Source organism: Paraburkholderia sp. EG286B, from assembly GCF_040965655.1.
Taxonomy (GTDB): Bacteria; Pseudomonadota; Gammaproteobacteria; order Burkholderiales; family Burkholderiaceae; genus Paraburkholderia.
Genome location: NZ_JBFRCF010000005.1, coordinates 494,501 through 510,070, shown reverse-complemented (window position 1 = coordinate 510,070; position 15,570 = coordinate 494,501). Strand labels below are relative to the sequence as shown.

The 15,570-nt window shown below is 66.5% G+C and carries 13 protein-coding genes; 1 reads left to right on the top strand and 12 read right to left on the bottom strand.

All coding sequences use genetic code 11. From position 1 onward, the window contains the following. Positions 1-6: 6 nt before the first annotated feature. The 11 genes from tagH to AB4Y42_RS13835 all read right to left on the bottom strand — a co-directional run bounded on the left by tagH (position 7) and on the right by AB4Y42_RS13835 (position 13,616). Positions 7-1,410 carry a type VI secretion system-associated FHA domain protein TagH gene (gene tagH / locus AB4Y42_RS13885; protein ID WP_368690487.1) on the bottom strand — a complete coding sequence of 468 codons (1,404 nt, stop codon included), beginning with the start codon at positions 1,408-1,410 and terminating at the stop codon, positions 7-9. Next, on the bottom strand, positions 1,407-3,392 hold the full coding sequence (locus tag AB4Y42_RS13880) for a type VI secretion system Vgr family protein (RefSeq protein ID WP_368694502.1): 1,986 nt from the start codon (positions 3,390-3,392) through the stop codon (positions 1,407-1,409). The genes tagH and AB4Y42_RS13880 overlap by 4 nt, the downstream gene beginning before the upstream one ends. Beyond that, entirely contained in the window at positions 3,379-5,982 is a 2,604-nt protein-coding gene (gene tssH, locus AB4Y42_RS13875) for a type VI secretion system ATPase TssH (protein WP_368694501.1), read from the bottom strand. The genes AB4Y42_RS13880 and tssH overlap by 14 nt, the downstream gene beginning before the upstream one ends. 4 nt (positions 5,983-5,986) lie before the next feature. After that, the gene (gene tssG, locus AB4Y42_RS13870; RefSeq protein WP_368694500.1) at positions 5,987-7,003 is read right to left on the bottom strand and encodes a type VI secretion system baseplate subunit TssG; all 1,017 of its coding nucleotides are present in this window, start codon (positions 7,001-7,003) and stop codon (positions 5,987-5,989) included. After that, entirely contained in the window at positions 6,988-8,841 is a 1,854-nt protein-coding gene (gene tssF / locus AB4Y42_RS13865) for a type VI secretion system baseplate subunit TssF (protein WP_368694499.1), read from the bottom strand. The genes tssG and tssF overlap by 16 nt, the downstream gene beginning before the upstream one ends. Further along, positions 8,838-9,347 carry a type VI secretion system baseplate subunit TssE gene (gene tssE / locus AB4Y42_RS13860; RefSeq protein ID WP_368690492.1) on the bottom strand — a complete coding sequence of 170 codons (510 nt, stop codon included), beginning with the start codon at positions 9,345-9,347 and terminating at the stop codon, positions 8,838-8,840. Before tssE ends, tssF begins: the two co-directional genes overlap by 4 nt. A 7-nt stretch (positions 9,348-9,354) precedes the next feature. After that, positions 9,355-9,846, bottom strand: coding sequence for a type VI secretion system tube protein Hcp (locus AB4Y42_RS13855; RefSeq protein ID WP_069268864.1), 492 nt, complete (start codon positions 9,844-9,846; stop codon positions 9,355-9,357). 49 nt (positions 9,847-9,895) lie between these two features. Then, positions 9,896-11,410 (bottom strand): type VI secretion system contractile sheath large subunit, encoded by a 1,515-nt coding sequence (gene tssC, locus AB4Y42_RS13850; RefSeq protein ID WP_368690493.1) that lies wholly within the window; start codon positions 11,408-11,410, stop codon positions 9,896-9,898. Positions 11,411-11,420: 10 nt separating this feature from the next. Then, positions 11,421-11,936, bottom strand: coding sequence for a type VI secretion system contractile sheath small subunit (gene tssB / locus AB4Y42_RS13845; RefSeq protein ID WP_368694498.1), 516 nt, complete (start codon positions 11,934-11,936; stop codon positions 11,421-11,423). Positions 11,937-11,979: 43 nt separating this feature from the next. Next, positions 11,980-13,029: a type VI secretion system protein TssA gene (gene tssA, locus AB4Y42_RS13840; RefSeq protein WP_368690495.1), complete on the bottom strand. Its 1,050-nt coding sequence runs from the start codon at positions 13,027-13,029 to the stop codon at positions 11,980-11,982. A gap of 83 nt (positions 13,030-13,112) precedes the next feature. Continuing rightward, positions 13,113-13,616 carry a DUF3455 domain-containing protein gene (locus tag AB4Y42_RS13835; protein WP_368690496.1) on the bottom strand — a complete coding sequence of 168 codons (504 nt, stop codon included), beginning with the start codon at positions 13,614-13,616 and terminating at the stop codon, positions 13,113-13,115. Between AB4Y42_RS13835 and AB4Y42_RS13830 the strand changes: the two genes are divergently transcribed. Further along, the gene (locus AB4Y42_RS13830; protein WP_368694497.1) at positions 13,615-14,487 is read left to right on the top strand and encodes a hypothetical protein; all 873 of its coding nucleotides are present in this window, start codon (positions 13,615-13,617) and stop codon (positions 14,485-14,487) included. The two genes, AB4Y42_RS13835 and AB4Y42_RS13830, sit on opposite strands and share 2 nt — an antisense overlap. Before the next feature lie 50 nt (positions 14,488-14,537). Here the strand turns inward: AB4Y42_RS13830 and AB4Y42_RS13825 are convergent, their stop codons facing one another. After that, positions 14,538-15,548, bottom strand: a complete 1,011-nt coding sequence (locus AB4Y42_RS13825) for a lysylphosphatidylglycerol synthase domain-containing protein (protein WP_368690498.1) — start codon at positions 15,546-15,548, stop codon at positions 14,538-14,540. Between the last annotated feature and the right edge of the window lie 22 nt (positions 15,549-15,570).

Here is a 15,570-nt window from a genome sequence, read left to right as displayed (position 1 = left end):
TATGACTCAATCCTTCGGAAATTGCAGCGCGTCGAGCTGTGCCTGATAGGCGCGGCCGAACGGTTCGCCAAAGCGCTGCTGGAAATCGTCGCCCGCGTCGCGCGACACCTGCTCCCACGTCTTCACGAAGCGCTGCCACAGGCGCGCCCGGCGATTGCCGACGAGCGCCTCGAGGCCGGAGGGCGCATCGAGCGAGCGCTCGATCGCGGCGGGGTCGAGGCGCGCCATGGCGTCGTCGAACGCGGCGCGCATGCCGGCGACGAGCGCGAGTTCGTGGGCCTGGATATCGCGGTAGGCGGCGCGCAAGGCTTCGTCCGGCGCGAGATAGCCGCGCCCGGGCGCGCCCAGCATTTGCGTCAAGGCGCGGTCTGCGTCGGGGAAGAACTTGAGCGGGTTGTTGTCGCGCGCCTCGATCATCGTCATCGCCATGCGGGCCTCGCGCCGCGCCATCGCGCGCGAGCGCAACACGCTCATCGTGCCCTCCGTGGCTTCGCGCAGCAGCGCACCGGCGAGGCGCGCGACTTCCGGCGCGCTCAGGTGGGCGACATCGGCGGGCGCGATGCCGAGGCCCTCCAGCAATGCGTCGAGCACCGCGGAATCGTCCGCGCGCCGGGCCGCGGGGCGCGTCTTCGGCACTGCGGAATCGTCCGCGCGCGGGGCTGCGGGGCGCGTCTCCGGTGTCGCGACGCGCGCGTCCTCGGACCGGTGTACCGGTAGCGCAGCCAGCGCTTTTTCCGGCGACACATGCTCGAAACTGCGTGACGCCGCGGCTGGTTCGCGCGCCACCCGCGCGGGCGCGTCGCGCAACGGATCGGCGGCGCCCAGCACGTCCAGCAGCGCCTGATTCGCTTCGCCGCCGAAATGGCCCGGTTCGCGCAGCAGCGGCGTCGCCGCGAGCGGGTCGGGCGTGAACGGCGCGTCGTCGCGCAGTGGCGGCGGCGTGCCGGAAGCGCGCGGCGCATCCCAGTCGTCGGGGATGAGCGGCGGGCCCGGCGGCGTCTCGAACTCCGGCGTGCCCGGCAGGCTCGCCGCAGGCGGCTGCGTGGGCGTGGGTTGCGTCATCAGCGTTTGATCGAAGGGCGCCCAGCTTTCCTCGCCTTTTTCGAGCGAGACCGCAAGCGTATAAGCGCCGATCCGGATCTGGTCGCCATCGGACAACACCGCCTCGCGCGAGCCGTTCAGCGCCTCGCCGTTCAGGAGCGTCGGATTGCTGCCGGCATCGACCAGCACGTAAGTGTTCCCACGGCGTTCGATGCTCGCCTGCATGCGCGAAATACCGCGTTGCGCGTCGTTCAGCACCACCGTGCTTTCCGGCGCGCGGCCAATGGTTGCGCGTTCATCGATCTCCATGGTGTGAGGCGCGGCGTGCTCGCCGGCTTCGCCGCCCTCTACAGTCAGCGTCAATCTCACGGGGCCTCCTGATTGCGAATCTTGCTCGTGCCGTCGTCGGCGTCGCGCGGCGGCCTGGGCGGCGCGGGCGGCACGGCAAGCGGCACCGGCGGCACGCCCGGGCCGAGCGGAATCGGAAAGCTCGACATCTCGATCGTTTCCGGGCCGATGAGGATGTACGCCGCCCCCGCGCGCAGCGCGATGGTCGCGCTCGCCTCGATCTCCACGGCCGCGCCCGCCTTGATGTGCACGGCCGCGCCGGCGTCGAGCGAATACGCCTCGCCCACGAACTGCGCATGCGTCGTCATGCTCGCCGCCGAGACGCTGCCAAGCACACGCGACGTGCTGCTGCCCAGCACCGAATCGTTGCGCGCGCCGCGCGTCTCGCGAAACTCGCCGCCGCCGACGCGCAGATGCCGCTCGCCGGTGACGTTCATCAGCGCGTCGTGCTTGACCCATGTTTCGTGATCGCGCTCGGCGTGAAAGAACATCTGCTCGCCGCCCTTGCGGTCGTCGAAGCGGACTTCGTTGTAGCCGTTGCCGCCCTTCGTCGACTGGCTCTTGAGCGTGGACACCGCGCTCTGCGCGGGCAGGTCGTACGGCGGCATGTTGGTCGAGTTGTAGACCGCGCCGACGATCACAGGCCGGTCGGGATCGCCTTCGATGAAATCCACCAGCACCTCCTGGCCGATGCGCGGCAGGCACATCGCCCCCCAGCGCCGGTTCGCCCAGCCCTGCGCCACGCGCACCCAGCAGCGATCGAGCCGATCCGCGCCGCCTGCCTGCGAAAGCTGCTCCCAGTGGAACTGCACTTTCACGCGCCCGTACTTGTCCGTGAGAATCTCCTCGCCCGGCGGGCCGATCACGACCGCGGTCTGCGGGCCCGCCGCGCGAGGAACGGGCGTGATGCGCGGCGAACGGAACGAGTTGTCGCTGCGAATCGCCCTGAAATGGCAGTCGAACAGCGGCTGCGTGGGGTCGCTCGTGGAGACGTAGGCATCCGATACGATCTCGGCCTGATTCTCGATCACCAGATACTGGCGGTTCTGCGCGCCGCCCGGATGATCGCGCAGCCCGAACAAGCCGCCCGCCGCGATGCCGCGCGCGGTGGTACGCCCTTCCATCGCGTCGTTCTGCGTTTGATGGATCTCCACGTTGATGCGCGCGAGCCGCTCGCCGTCGCCCGCTTTCAGATGTCCGCTCAGATGCTCCTGCATCAGATAGCGCGGCGGATCGTAGGGTGCGCTGCGTGTCGCGCGCGAAACGAGCCCTTCGCTGTTGCTCACCGAGGCCTTTTCGAAGTCGTAGTCGTTGACTTCGTAGCGCCCCGTTTCGAGCGTCGCGCCCCCGTGCCAGCGATAGACGCATTCTTCGTCGGGTTCCGGCGTGTCCCAGCCCTGAAACGGCACCGACTCGTAGTGCGCGATGGGCCGATGCTCCGCGCCGGAATCGGCCAGCACGAGCGTATGCTTGCCGCCTGCGTGCTCGAAGAAGTAATGCATGCCCTCGCGCTCCATGAGGCGGCTCACGAAGTCGAAATCCGTCTCGCGGTACTGCACGCAATGATCGAGCGCGGGATAGCTCGCCGTACAGGCGTTGCGAAAGTCGATGTCGTACGTCTCCAGCACTTGCGCGACGATTTGCGGCGCCGTGCGCTGATGAAAGAAGCGCCGGTGCGAGGCGCGCGTGAGCAGCCACAGCCGCGGATGCACGACCGCCTCATAGCGCGCCATGCGGTTCTTCGTGGCGTCGCCGGGTGCGAGCAGACGCAGCGTCGTGACGATGCCGTTGAACTCGCGCGACCCGCCCGCCGGATAATCGAGCGTCACGGAAAGGTTCTGCCCGAGCACCGCACCCGGATCGATATCGTTGTGCAGGCTCAGAAATGCGATCTCGAAGCGGCTCAGGCGTCCCAGCGCCTCGCTCGTCGACATGCGCAGGAACACCGCTTCGTCGCCGAGCGCCGCACAGGTCATGCGCACATGGCGGTCAGTCGAAGGCATAGCCGAACTCCTCGCCCTCGACGCTCACGTGCACGCGTGCAAGCGCTTTGCCGTCCATCACGCGCGCAAGATACTCCGTGCTGATGCGCGGCAGCACGCTGTTGGTGAGGATGGCGTCGATCATGCGGCCGCCGCTATCCATGCGGGTGCAGCGCTGGGCAATTTGCGCCACCACGCTCTCGTCATACGTGAACGGCACGCCGTGCGTGAGCGTCACGCGCTCGGCCACGCGGCCGAGTTGCAGCCGGATGATGGCGCTCAGCATCTCGCTGGAAAGCGGGTAATACGGAATGGTCACCAGACGCCCGAGCAACGCGGGCGGGAACGTCTCCAGCAACTGCGCGTGGAGTTCGCGTTCGATCACCTCCATCGGCGGGTTCGTGCGCGGATCGCGGCACAGTTGCGCAATGCACTCGGTGCCCGCGTTGGTCGTGAGCAGAATCAGCGTATTGCGGAAGTCGATGGAACGGCCTTCACTGTCGTCCATGCGGCCTTTGTCGAAGACCTGGAAGAACAGTTCGTGCACGTCCGGATGCGCCTTCTCCACTTCGTCGAGCAGCACGACGCTGTGCGGCCGCCGGCGCACCGCTTCGGTCAGCACGCCACCCTCGCCGAAACCCACGTAACCCGGCGGCGCGCCCTTGAGCAGCGACACCGTGTGCGCTTCCTGGTACTCGCTCATGTTGATGGTGATGAGGTTCTGCTCGCCGCCGTAGAGCGCCTCGGCGAGCGCGAGCGCCGTCTCGGTCTTGCCCACGCCGGACGTGCCCGCGAGCAGAAACACGCCGACGGGCTTGTCCGGATCGTCGAGACCGGCGCGCGAAGTCTGCACGCGCCGCGCGATCATTTGCGTAGCATGCTGCTGGCCGATGATGCGGCGGTCGAGCACCTCGTTCAGGCGCAACACATTGCCGATCTCGTTCTTCAGCATGTTGAGCACGGGCACGCCGGTCCAGTCCTGCACGACCGCCGCCACCGCATGACGGTCCACGCCCGGCAGCACGAGCGGTGCGTCGCCCTGATGCGCGGCGAGCTGCGCCTGGCGTTCGCGCAACGCGGCCAGATCGGCGTGCGGTGCGCCCTCCCGCAGCGCCTCGCGGCGCACGAGGATGTCCTCGACCATCTCGCGCTCCACCTGCCAGCGCGCGTGCAGATCGGCAAGGCGAGCGGTTTCGGTTTGCAATGCCGCCGCCGCGGCGTCGCGACGTGCCGCCGTATCGATGCCGATCGCCGTTTCGCGCCCGATCACCGCCAGCTCCGTGTTGAGCGCATCGATACGCCGTTGCGCGTCGTCGACGGCAGGCGGCGTGGCGTGCTGGCTCACCGCAACGCGAGCGCATGCGGTATCGAGCAGGCTCACCGACTTGTCCGGCAGTTGCCGCGCGGGCAGATAGCGATGCGAGAGCTTCACCGCCGCCTCGATCGCCTCGTCGAGCACCTGCACGCCGTGATGAGTTTCGAGCGCGGCGGCCAGGCCCCGCATCATCGTCACGGCGCGCGCCTCCTCGGGCTCGTGAACCTGCACGACCTGAAAGCGCCGCGTGAGCGCCGGATCCTTTTCGATGTGCCTGCGGTACTCCGACCACGTCGTCGCCGCGACGGTGCGCACGCTGCCGCGCGCGAGCGCGGGCTTGAGCAGATTCGCCGCGTCGCCGGTGCCCGCCGCGCCGCCCGCGCCGATCAGCGTGTGCGCCTCGTCGATGAAGAGAATCACGGGATGCAGCGCCGCCTGCACGGCCTCCAGCACCTGGCGCAACCGCGCCTCGAATTCGCCTTTCACGCCCGCACCGGCCTGCAGCAGTGCAACGTCGAGCGCGCACAGGCTCACGTCGCGCAGCGCGGGCGGCACGTCGCCCGCCGCGATGCGCAGCGCGAGGCCTTCGACCACCGCTGTCTTGCCGACGCCCGCCTCGCCCGTGAGGATCGGATTGTTCTGCCTGCGCCGCATGAGGATGTCGACGACCTGGCGAATCTCCGCGTCGCGGCCCACCACGGGATCGAGCCGGCCCTCGCGCGCCTGGGCCGTGAGGTCGACGGTGAAGCGCTGCAAGGCGTCGTCGGTGCGATGCGCCGTGTCGGGTTCGTGCGCCACGACAGCCGCCGGCGTCGACGCTTCCGGCGAACCGTCGAGCACGTCGGCAAAGTTGGCGACGAGGTCGTCGAGCTTCACGCGGTCGAACTCGCGCGAAATGCCGCGCAATGCGTTGCGTAGCACCGGCGTCTGCAACATGCCGACGAGCACATGCGCGCTGCGCACCTTCGGCGCGTCGAAGAGCAGCGAAGCATAGACCCAGCCGCGCTCCACGGCCTCTTCCAGTTGCGATGAAATATCGCTGACGGACGCCGCCCCGCGCGGCAGCCGGCCGAGCGCCTCGGTCAGATCGCGCGCGAGCGCGGCGGGCTCGATATGGGCGTGGCGGATCACGCGATGCAGGTCCGAATCGGGCAACTGCAGCATCTGATGCAGCCAGTGTGCGAGCTCGACGTACGCGTTGCCGCGCAAGCGGCAGAACGTGGTCGCGCTCTCCATCGCGCCGAAACTGAGCGTATCGAGTTTGCCGAACAGGACGGCACGGCTGATGTCTGCCATTGAACTAGTCCTTTGCATGAGAGGGGGCCGACGGACGCAGCTTGAGTTGCGACGCGTCGGCCGTGGCCGCGCGCGCGTGCAGCCAGGTCGTGTAGCCGAGGCGCTGCTTGCGCCCCAGCGCGAGACGCGGCACCTGCGCGCGCCGCAACTGCAGGTTCACGTCCCATTCGAGTGGATCGCGCACGTACAGACGCACCCAGTCGGCGAGCCGCGCGAGGCTTGCGCCGCCCGGCAGGAAGCGCTCATAGTCGTCCAGCGAAAGCGGTCCGAGCACCACACGGAACTTGTGCTGCCGATCGAAGACTCTCGCCCCGAGCATCGTGCCGACGCCCATGCGGGCGCTTTCGTCGCGCAAACCGACGCGCGTCAGCGCAGTTTCGGGCAGCTTCATCCAGTGCCCCACGTTTTGCACGACCTCCACCGGCAAGCCGAAGAATCGCGACAGCACGATCCGCAAACCCGCCGCGTGGCGCGTGGGCCCCGCGAGCAGCCCCGCGAAATGCAGCTTGGCGAAATCGGGCACGGTATCGCGATGGCGCAGCGCGCCTTCGTTCAGGCCAAACACGGTGCCCACGTAGGCGGAGAACCGGTCGTCGTCGTCGCGGTCGAGGCTCACCACCGGCTGCGCCGTGGCCCACGCGCGATAGAACAGCGAGGCCATGCGGTGATGAAAGACGTCGAGAAAACGCGCAAAAGTCGGATCGCCCGCGTTACGCGCGCGGTGACGCACGTATTCGGTCAGATGCGTGGGCATCGGGCCATTCGGGCCGAGCAGACCGAAGAAGTTCACGGCGAGCTTCGGTGCGGTGTCCTGCGTGCTGGCGAAACGGCGCAGCGCCGTCGGAAAGAATATCAATTCGGCCTCCTGACCGAATCGCACCGCGTCGTCGCGCGGGCGCAGCGACGACCCCACGCGCGGCAACCCACGATGCGCGCATTCGACCAATCGCACGGCCTGAAAGAAGTCGAAGCGGTTCGCCTCGGCGGAAAAGCGCTCGAATAGCATCACAGCGTCCGGCATTGCCCGCTCCCCGGCGCCCAGCGCATGATTTCACCGCGTGTAGTCGAACTCACGCAGGTTTCGGTAAATGAATTCATCGACACGTATTGCTCGAAGAAGCGCGCGAGCACCGCGCCGAACAAAAACGCGCTCGCCCCTTCAAAACCGCTCTCGTCGAGCAGCACATCGAGCGCGAGGCCGCGGCCGAACACGATCGGCCCGCGTGACGGCAAGCGGCGCGTGACCGCCCGCGTGCCGATGGAGCGCAGGCCTTCGATCTGCCGCGCGGCCGCGCCGTCGCCTTCGGGCGCGTAGAGCGCGAGCAGGTCGCGCATGGCGCGCGCGCCGCTCCCGTTCGCGTCGTCCACGAGCGATGCGTAGTTGAGCGACAGGTGACTCAGGAGGCGCCACGCGACTGCCCCTTGCGCATAGGACGGCAACGGGCGGCTCGGGCCGGCGACACAGCGCACGCCGGAAACCGGCGCTTCCAATTCCAGCGTGAAGTCGGTTTCGCCGCGCCCGAGCGGCAGGGTCAGCGTGAGATCGCGGTTGGTGCACAGCACGCTGACACCGAGTTGATGCAGATCGCCGGGATACGGCGCTTCGTGCGTATCCACCAGCGCGATCCAGGTTTCGCTGCCCGCATACGACGAACGCGCGCCGCGCTCCTGCTCGCGGGCGGACGGCAGACGCTTCTCGCGCCGCACCTGATAAAACGCCGTGTCGGGGTCGCCTGCGCCGAGATCGCGCATGCGGTAGAACGGCTGAAACTCGACCGGCGCGCTGCCGCCCGAGCGATGGCCCGTCACGCTTTGCACGCGATAGACCTCGAAGTCGCGCGGCCGCGTGCGGTCCACCACCACGTGATGCTCGAACTGCTCACCCGTCACCGCGATACGATCGGCGCGGCGCGCAAACAGATTGATCGCGGGCGTGCAATGGAGCGCGAAATTCTCGTGGTCGACCCGTTGCTCGAGCGCGGTATCGCCCTTCGAAAGCAGGACGACCAGTTCGATCTCGCGGCTTTCACAGCGAGCGAAATGCGCATGCAATCCATCGATGCCGACGAACATGAAGCGCTGCGCGAATGCGAAATACTCCTGCAGCAGGCGATAGCCCGGAAACGATTGATCGCTCACGGGCAGCAGCGCTTCTTCGTCGGAGAAGCCGAGCGGGCGCAGCGACGAAGGCGGCAGCACGCCACTGGGCGTCGCGATGGCGAGCGTCGCGCTGACCAGCAGTTCATGGAGCTTCGCCGCCGTGCCGTCGCTGCCGCGCAGGTAGATGGGCAGACGATCGATGGCGAGGTCGTTGATCTTGCGTTCGCCGAGCGCGCGCAGTTTGAGGCGCAGGCCTGCCTTCACGCCGCGCGGCATGGCGGCGGGGACGCCGGGCAGCGCGCCGGCGTGCGTAAACAGGCGCGCCTCCACCAGTTCGAGCGGCGACAAGGTGAGCGCGTGCGCCGTGCGAAACTCGCAGCGCGTCGCACGCTCGCCGTCGAACCGGCCCTGCAGGGGCGTGCCGCGCGGCACGGCAACGCCGTCCGCAAGTGCGGGGTGAGTCTTGTCGGGCTGCAGTTGCACGACCGTCATCGCGGGCGTCGGCGCGAGATAGTGCGGGTACACCAATTCGGCGAGATGCTGCGTGAAGCGCGGGAACTCGGCATCGATTTTCATCTGCACGCGCGCGGCAAGAAAGCCGAAACCTTCGAGCAAACGCTCCACATAGGGATCGGCGCAGTCGAACCCTTCGAGGCCCAGCCGTCCCGCGATCTTCGGAAACGCCTTGGCGAACTCGCCGCCCATCTCGCGAACATGCTGCAGTTCGCGGCTGTAGTACTGGAGGAAGTCGGGGTTCATCGGGGCGTCACCTCTTCGTACACGTTTGCCTTGCCGGCTTCCAGATCGAGTTCCGTGCGCAAATAAAGCCGCTCGGGCACCGGATGCGCATGGAGATCGCCTTCGACGATGAACGCCAGCGCGTGGTGTGCGATATCCACGCCACCGGACTGAATGGCGCGCACGCGCAAGGTGCCGCGCACGATGCGCGGCTCGAACGCACCGATCGCTTCGGCGATCAGCCGTTCGACCCGCGTGACGTCCACGTCCGACGCGCTCTTGCCCGCCAGCTCCGCGAAGCCGAAGTTGAGCACCGAGTCGGCCACGCGCGGATAGCGCGCGATCTCCTGCGCCGACGCGATGCCCCGCGCATTGAGGAGCCAGCCGATATCGCGCATGACGCTCAGGCGCTGCGCACGCGCCGAACTGGCCCGATGCTCGCGGACTTCGCTGGTCGCTTCGGGCGCATGGTCGGTCAGCCGCTCCAGCAGCGAGGGCTGCACGCGCTCGGCGTTTCTCGTGCGCATGATCCGCTTACGCCGTGGCGCTGGCCGGAATGTTCCACTTGCACTCGACCACGCCGCCGAGCGCCGAGCCAGTGGTCGGGTCCTGCTGCTGGTAGGTCACGTGGAACTTCTCGAAGTTTAGCGTCACCGTTTCGGTGAAACGGTCCTCGCCGTCCGAGCCGCCCGTCGCGTAGTTCGTGACGAGCACCTTTTCGAGGTCGATCGTGTAGTACTCCAGCGGTTTGGTGCCGCCCGCCTTGCGCACGGTGAGTTTGCCGGTGGGGAAGTGCTTGCCCGTCACGCACGCGGTCATGATGGCCGGCGTGGCATGATCCGTGTACTTGGTGATCGACAGATCATGCACGTCGACCTTGCCGCCGCCACCGCCCGTGCCGAGGTGCATCGTCCCGGACTGATCCATGCTCCAGCTCCAGGAGAGCACGTCGATCTCGTCCTTGTGAGTCTGATCCAGCGACTCGCCCGTGACCGTGCCAAGTTTCAAAAAAATATCGACTGCCATTTGGATTCCTTATTGATCGGGTTGGTGCAGATTTGATGAAGGCGGTCGCTCAGGCCGCTTTGGCCGACGGCAGCCGCGAAACGAGCCGCAACGAGACGGTCAGGCCTTCGAGCTGATAATGCGGACGCAGATAGAATTTTGAGGTGTAGTAGCCCGGATTGCCCTCCACCTCCTCGACCACGACTTCCGCGGCCGCGAGCGGCCGGCGCGACTTCGTCTCTTCCGACGAGTTGGCGGGGTCGCCGTCCACGTACTGAAGAATCCAGTCCTGCAGCCAGCGCTGCATGTCGTCCTTCTCCTTGAAGCTGCCGAGCTTGTCGCGCGCAATGCACTTGAGGTAGTGCGCGAAACGGCTGCAGGCGAACAGATAAGGCAGGCGCGCGGCGAGGTTCGCGTTCGCCGTGGCGTCGGGGTCTTCGTATTCGATCGGCTTGTTGAGCGACTGCGCGCCGATGAAAGCTGCGATATCCGAATTCTTCTTGTGGACGAGCGGTATGAAGCCGTTCTTCGCCAGCTCGGCTTCGCGGCGGTCGCTGATGGCGATCTCCGTCGGGCACTTCATGTCGACGCCGCCGTCGTCGGTGGGAAACGCGTGGACCGGCAGATTCTCCACCACCCCGCCCGACTCGATGCCGCGAATGCGCGAGCACCAGCCCCACGTCTTGAACGAGCGGTTGATGTTCACGGCCATCGCGTAGGCCGCATTGGCCCACGCGTACTTCGACGCGTCCGCGCCCGCGGTGTCTTCCTCGAAATCGAACTCCTCGACGGGGCTCGTTTTCGCGCCGTAGGGCGTACGCGCGAGAAAGCGCGGCATGGCGAGGCCGATATAGCGCGAGTCTTCGGAATCGCGCAGCGAGCGCCATGCGGCGTGCTCGGGCGTCTGAAAGATCTTCGTGAGATCGCGCGGATTCGCCAGCTCCTGCCACGAGTCCATCAGCATGACGGCCGGGTCCGCGCCCGCGATGAACGGCGCGTGCGCGGCGGCGGAAATCTTGCCCATCTGCGTGAGGAAATCGACGTCGGGGCCGCTGTTGTCGAAGTAGTAATCGGCCACCAGCGCGCCATAAGGCTCACCGCCGAACTGACCGTACTCTTCCTCGTAAAGCCGCTTGAAGAGCGGGCTCTGGTCCCACGCCACGCCCTTGTACTTGCGCAGCGACCGGTGCAGGTCGGCCTTCGAAATGTTCATCACGCGCAGTTTGAGGCTCTCGTCGCTCTCGGTATTGGTGACGAGGTAGTGCAGCCCGCGCCATGCGCTTTCGAGCTGCTGGAACGGCTCTGCATGCAGGATGACGTTGATCTGCGCGCTCAGCTTTTCGTCGATGCGCGCGATCAGCGCTTCGATGGTCGCGAGCGCATCGTCGGACACGCGGTGCGTGTCGAGCAGCGCCTGCTCGGCGAGCGTGCGCACGGCGCTTTCCACCGCTTCGCGCGCTTTCTCCGTGCGCGGGCGGAATGCCTTCTGCAAGAGCTGTTGAAACTCGCCGGAGGGGCTTTCCGCGTCGGCTTCCTGCCTTTCTGGCTGCGCGAACGCGGATGGATCGAGTTGAGTGTCTGCCATCTTGGGTCCTTTATTCGGAGTCGGTCGCGTCCTGCGGCTTCGGCGCGGCGGCGAGCGCATTCATCAGCGCGGGGTCTTCGAGCAGGCGAGCGACGAGCTTTTCCGCGTCGGTCTTGCCGTCCATATAGGTCAGCAGGTTCTGCAACTGGCTGCGCGTTTCGAGCAGCCTCGCGAGCGGCTCGACGTTGCGCGCGATCGCGGCGGGCTCGAAGTCGTCCATGCTCGCGAAGGTCATGTCCACGCCGATCTTGCCCTCGCCGGTCAGCGTGTTGTCGACCTGCATCGCCACGCGCGGCTTCATCGAGCGCAGCCGTTCGTCGAAGTTGTCGATGTCGATCTCCAGAAACTTGCGTTCCGCAACGGGCGGCAGCGCTTCCTGCGGCTGCCCCGAAAGATCGGACAGCACACCCATCACGAAAGGCAAGTTGACTTTCCGCTCCGATCCGTACACTTCCACGTCGTACTCGATCTGCACGCGCGGCGCCCGATTGCGCGCAATGAACTTCTGACTGCTCTCCTTGGCCATTTGACCGTTCTCCTGGTTGAGTTGCGTTGCAATGCGGCTTCGATCATTCCACCGGCGTTTCGACGGCAGCCGTACCGACCACCTGGGTAAGCTGCGCGAGCCCTTCCGGCGCGAGGTCCTTCAAGAGATCGACGAAGGTCTTCTCGACGAGGCCGCGCGCCCTTTCGAGCAGTAACGGCACGGGGCTGGCAGGTTCGTGTTGCGCGTACCAGGCGCAGATCCGCTGCAGCGCGGCGGCCACGTCGGCGCGGCTGCCGATGGCATTGGTGGGGGCGTTACCGTTGGCGCCGACGGGCGACGCGACACCGGTCTCTTCTGCGTGCTGCATTTGCGCTTCGTCCCGGTGCACGCCCACGCCCGTTGCAAGCAGCGACGATGCGCGCGCCAGCAACGCCTTCAATGAGGCGAAATCGAGCGATTGGGTCGCGCCAACACGTTGGGCAAGCGTCGCTTCGATCGCGCGGACGCTGTCGTACGCGGTGTCGAACGCCTTCTTCGCGTTGCGCGCGGCATCAGGCGACACAGCGATCGACGCTTCGATCGCCGCGAGGCTCATCGCCGTGTGCCCCACGGGCGCGACGGCTTCGCCATTCGCATACGACCACTCGCGCAGCGTGACCGGGCAAATACCTCCCAGCAGCGGGCTATCCATCAGACCGGCGAGCACGCCGCCCGCCTCCGTCCATCCGGCAAGCGCGTTGATGCGGGCCGTCGCGTCGTCGCCGTCGCCGGCGTCGAGTTGCGGGTGCACGTGCCCCCAGTGGCGCTCCAGCAGTGCGGCAGTCAGGACGAGCCCGTCCGCAAGACCGGCAATGCCCTCGCGAACCCAGCGCGCCCGCGCCAGATGCATCACCACGCGAAGGTCTCGCGTGCGCGCCATCAACGCGGTGCCCAGCACATCGGCGGCCTCCCAGTCGGGCGGGACCGCGGCCACGAGCGTGGCGCCATACTCTGCCTCCGGACGCCCGCTGACCGCTTCTTCGAGTTCGCGCAATTGCGCGTCATATTCGAGGTCGGGGCCGCAGGGTTCGGCCTGCGTGAGTGGCTCGAGCCACGCGGTCCAGTCCTGATGCGTAATGAAATCGATGGTCATGGCCAGGTTGAATCGATTAACTTTGCATTCCGAACTAATTGTCGATCCATCTTTCCTGACGGACCGTACAGTGATCGGTCTTCTTACCGATAGAAGATGTAATTCGCGATATAAGGCGAACTACCCGACTCGTGCTCGACGGTGCACGGCGCAGCCGGCTTTACGCCGCCAACCGTCCTGACCCGTTGCACGTAGCGCACCGGGGCGAGCATGCCCTGCGATCCAGTGGAGTGCGCCTCGAGCAGCAGTTGAGGCACACTGCCTGGCGTATCACTGGGCGCTTGCGCGACGACTTTTCCCTCGATGCGGCTGCCGTCGCGCGCTTGCCACGACGGACCGGCCGAATGCTCGATCACCTCGGCGCCGTGTGCGTCGTAGAGCGTGGCGCGCGGCTGCTGGAAGACCCAGCCGAGTGCGTGATCCGCACCGTACTCGCAGGCGTAGATCTGCACGCCCGCTGCGGTCGTGCTCAGAAACGGCTGTGCGCCCGGCATGTCGACCGATTCGGCTTGTGCGGACGGTCCGCTCATCATCGAAATCAGCCCAGCCCCAATTGCAATGTGCTTCCCGCGTGAGAGGCGATGCATGGAGACGCTCCTTTGGCTCAGCGGGGTCGATCCAGTTCGATCCGCTCTTCCACAACAGCCCGGCGCGGAAAACTATTCCATTTGTTTTTGCAGCCGGGTGCCAGGCACTGACGGGAATATCTGGAAACGTCCGGCTGTTATGGCTGCATCCGCAATTGAATGGAGCCAGGCCATGAAAGCCCGCATGACGATTGCCAGTCTCGCTGTGCCCTTGGAGCGGATCAAACCCATCGGCGGGCGCTCCTCCAGGGGCACCGCGGGTCATCAGTTCGACCTGACGTTTCGCGCCGAGGTCAAGGCGCCCATGCTCGGCAAGCTCATGGCCGATGACATCGAATGTCCTCAACTGGAATGGAACGAGTGCATCGAATGGTTCAGGTTAGACACCGCGACGCAGAAATGGGACTTCGAAGGCAGGATCGTGCGAAACATGTATGCGCACAATCGCGAGTCGAATACCTTCAGGAACTGGCACAGGTCGCGTTATACGATCGCGACCGATGTGACCAACCGTCCGCCCGCCGCACTCATGGCCATGAAGCACGAGGAGGATGCAAAGAAGTGGATTGCGCGCCATGGCTTCAGCTGGAATCTCCACATCCGGGATATTCCCCAGATGGGCGTGCTCGGCGGCACCGGTGGCGGCGGTGGCCTGAGCCTCGTCACCGGGGATACGCGTCGCCGTGTCATCTATTTCGATCTGGGCTTCGAGGGCCAGCGGGAGCGCGCGCGGCTAGTGCAGATCCTGGAGACACAGCAGGGGCGGCTCACGATTCATCACCTGATTCGCGGCGACATCGAGAAGAAGACCGTGGATGAACTCTCGAATCTCGAGCGCTGGCGCTTTCAGTTACGCACGAGTCACGGCTAACGCCCGTGCGCGCTGCGCAACCTGCAATCAATATCTGGCCAGCTTCGGGATCATTCCGTGCGGGTGCGCGTGGCCGTGCCCTCTGTGCGGCGTCGTGACGGCCAGCCATACTCGGCCGCTTGCCAGGCAAGCAGCCCGGGCAGATAGAACATCAGATCGCGCACGCGCCTTGCGCCTGCGAGCGCGAGGCAAGTGGGCGCATCGAAGCCCAGCAGTCCGCCGATTATGACGAAGCCGCCCTCCTGCACGCCAAGGCCGGCCGGCACCAGAAACGCGATGCTGCTCAGCATCTGGATCAGGGCTTCGATCACGAACGCCTGCACGAAGGTCGCGTCCGTGCCGAGCACGCGCAACGCGATCCAGATTTCGAGCGCGTAGCCGAGGCATTGCAGCGTCTGCCAGACGAGCACGTAGCGCACGACTACGCCGGTCTGGCGCCAGATCAGCTTGAGGGATAGATCGACGCGCGCGGACTTGCCCACGAGATCGACGACCTTGCCGCTCGTGACGCGGTTGAGCGTGCGTGCCGCGCGCTCGAACGGCCGCGCATGCTGCACGAGTGCAAACAGCACGAGCAGCGGGATGAAGCCCGCGAGGCCCCATGCGAGCCGCCCCACGAACCGCGCGGTATCGGAAGAGGAGTGTTCGAGCAGATAGCCGGCTGCGAGCAACGCAAACAGCACCTGGCTGATCAGCGTGAGCTGCATGTCGGCGATGAGACTCGCGACCGCCGTGGCCGGCCGTACGCCCGCACGGCCAAGCAGGCGGAACGACACGAGTTCCCCGCCCACGCGCGCCACCGGCAGCAAGCCGTTGATCGACTCGCGAATCCACACGAGTTTGAGCATCGTCGCGAACGACGGACGCTGCGCCGCGCGAATCAGGCTGCCCCAGTCCCATGCATTCGCGCACATCGGCAGGATATGCACGATGGCCGCCAGCACAAGGCCCATGCCCGCGCCGCGCAACAGTTGCAGCACTGCCGCGGGATGTTCGCGCCATACGAGCCATACGGCGATCGCAAGACCGACCAGGGCGGCGATACGTCCCATGTGCTTCATCTGCGGGTATGCTCCCGTCTCA

Excerpts from the sequence above, each read along its gene's own strand:
- AB4Y42_RS13880 (WP_368694502.1), bottom strand. The coding sequence starts at position 3,392 with ATGCCTTCGACTGACCGCCATGTGCGCATGACCTGTGCGGCGCTCGGC.
- tssH (WP_368694501.1), bottom strand. The coding sequence starts at position 5,982 with ATGGCAGACATCAGCCGTGCCGTCCTGTTCGGCAAACTCGATACGCTC.
- tssG (WP_368694500.1), bottom strand. The coding sequence starts at position 7,003 with ATGCCGGACGCTGTGATGCTATTCGAGCGCTTTTCCGCCGAGGCGAAC.
- tssF (WP_368694499.1), bottom strand. The coding sequence starts at position 8,841 with ATGAACCCCGACTTCCTCCAGTACTACAGCCGCGAACTGCAGCATGTT.
- tssE (WP_368690492.1), bottom strand. The coding sequence starts at position 9,347 with ATGCGCACGAGAAACGCCGAGCGCGTGCAGCCCTCGCTGCTGGAGCGG.
- AB4Y42_RS13855 (WP_069268864.1), bottom strand. The coding sequence starts at position 9,846 with ATGGCAGTCGATATTTTTTTGAAACTTGGCACGGTCACGGGCGAGTCG.
- tssC (WP_368690493.1), bottom strand. The coding sequence starts at position 11,410 with ATGGCAGACACTCAACTCGATCCATCCGCGTTCGCGCAGCCAGAAAGG.
- tssB (WP_368694498.1), bottom strand. The coding sequence starts at position 11,936 with ATGGCCAAGGAGAGCAGTCAGAAGTTCATTGCGCGCAATCGGGCGCCG.
- tssA (WP_368690495.1), bottom strand. The coding sequence starts at position 13,029 with ATGACCATCGATTTCATTACGCATCAGGACTGGACCGCGTGGCTCGAG.
- AB4Y42_RS13830 (WP_368694497.1), top strand. The coding sequence starts at position 13,615 with ATGGAGACGCTCCTTTGGCTCAGCGGGGTCGATCCAGTTCGATCCGCT.
- AB4Y42_RS13835 (WP_368690496.1), bottom strand. The coding sequence starts at position 13,616 with ATGCATCGCCTCTCACGCGGGAAGCACATTGCAATTGGGGCTGGGCTG.
- AB4Y42_RS13825 (WP_368690498.1), bottom strand. The coding sequence starts at position 15,548 with ATGAAGCACATGGGACGTATCGCCGCCCTGGTCGGTCTTGCGATCGCC.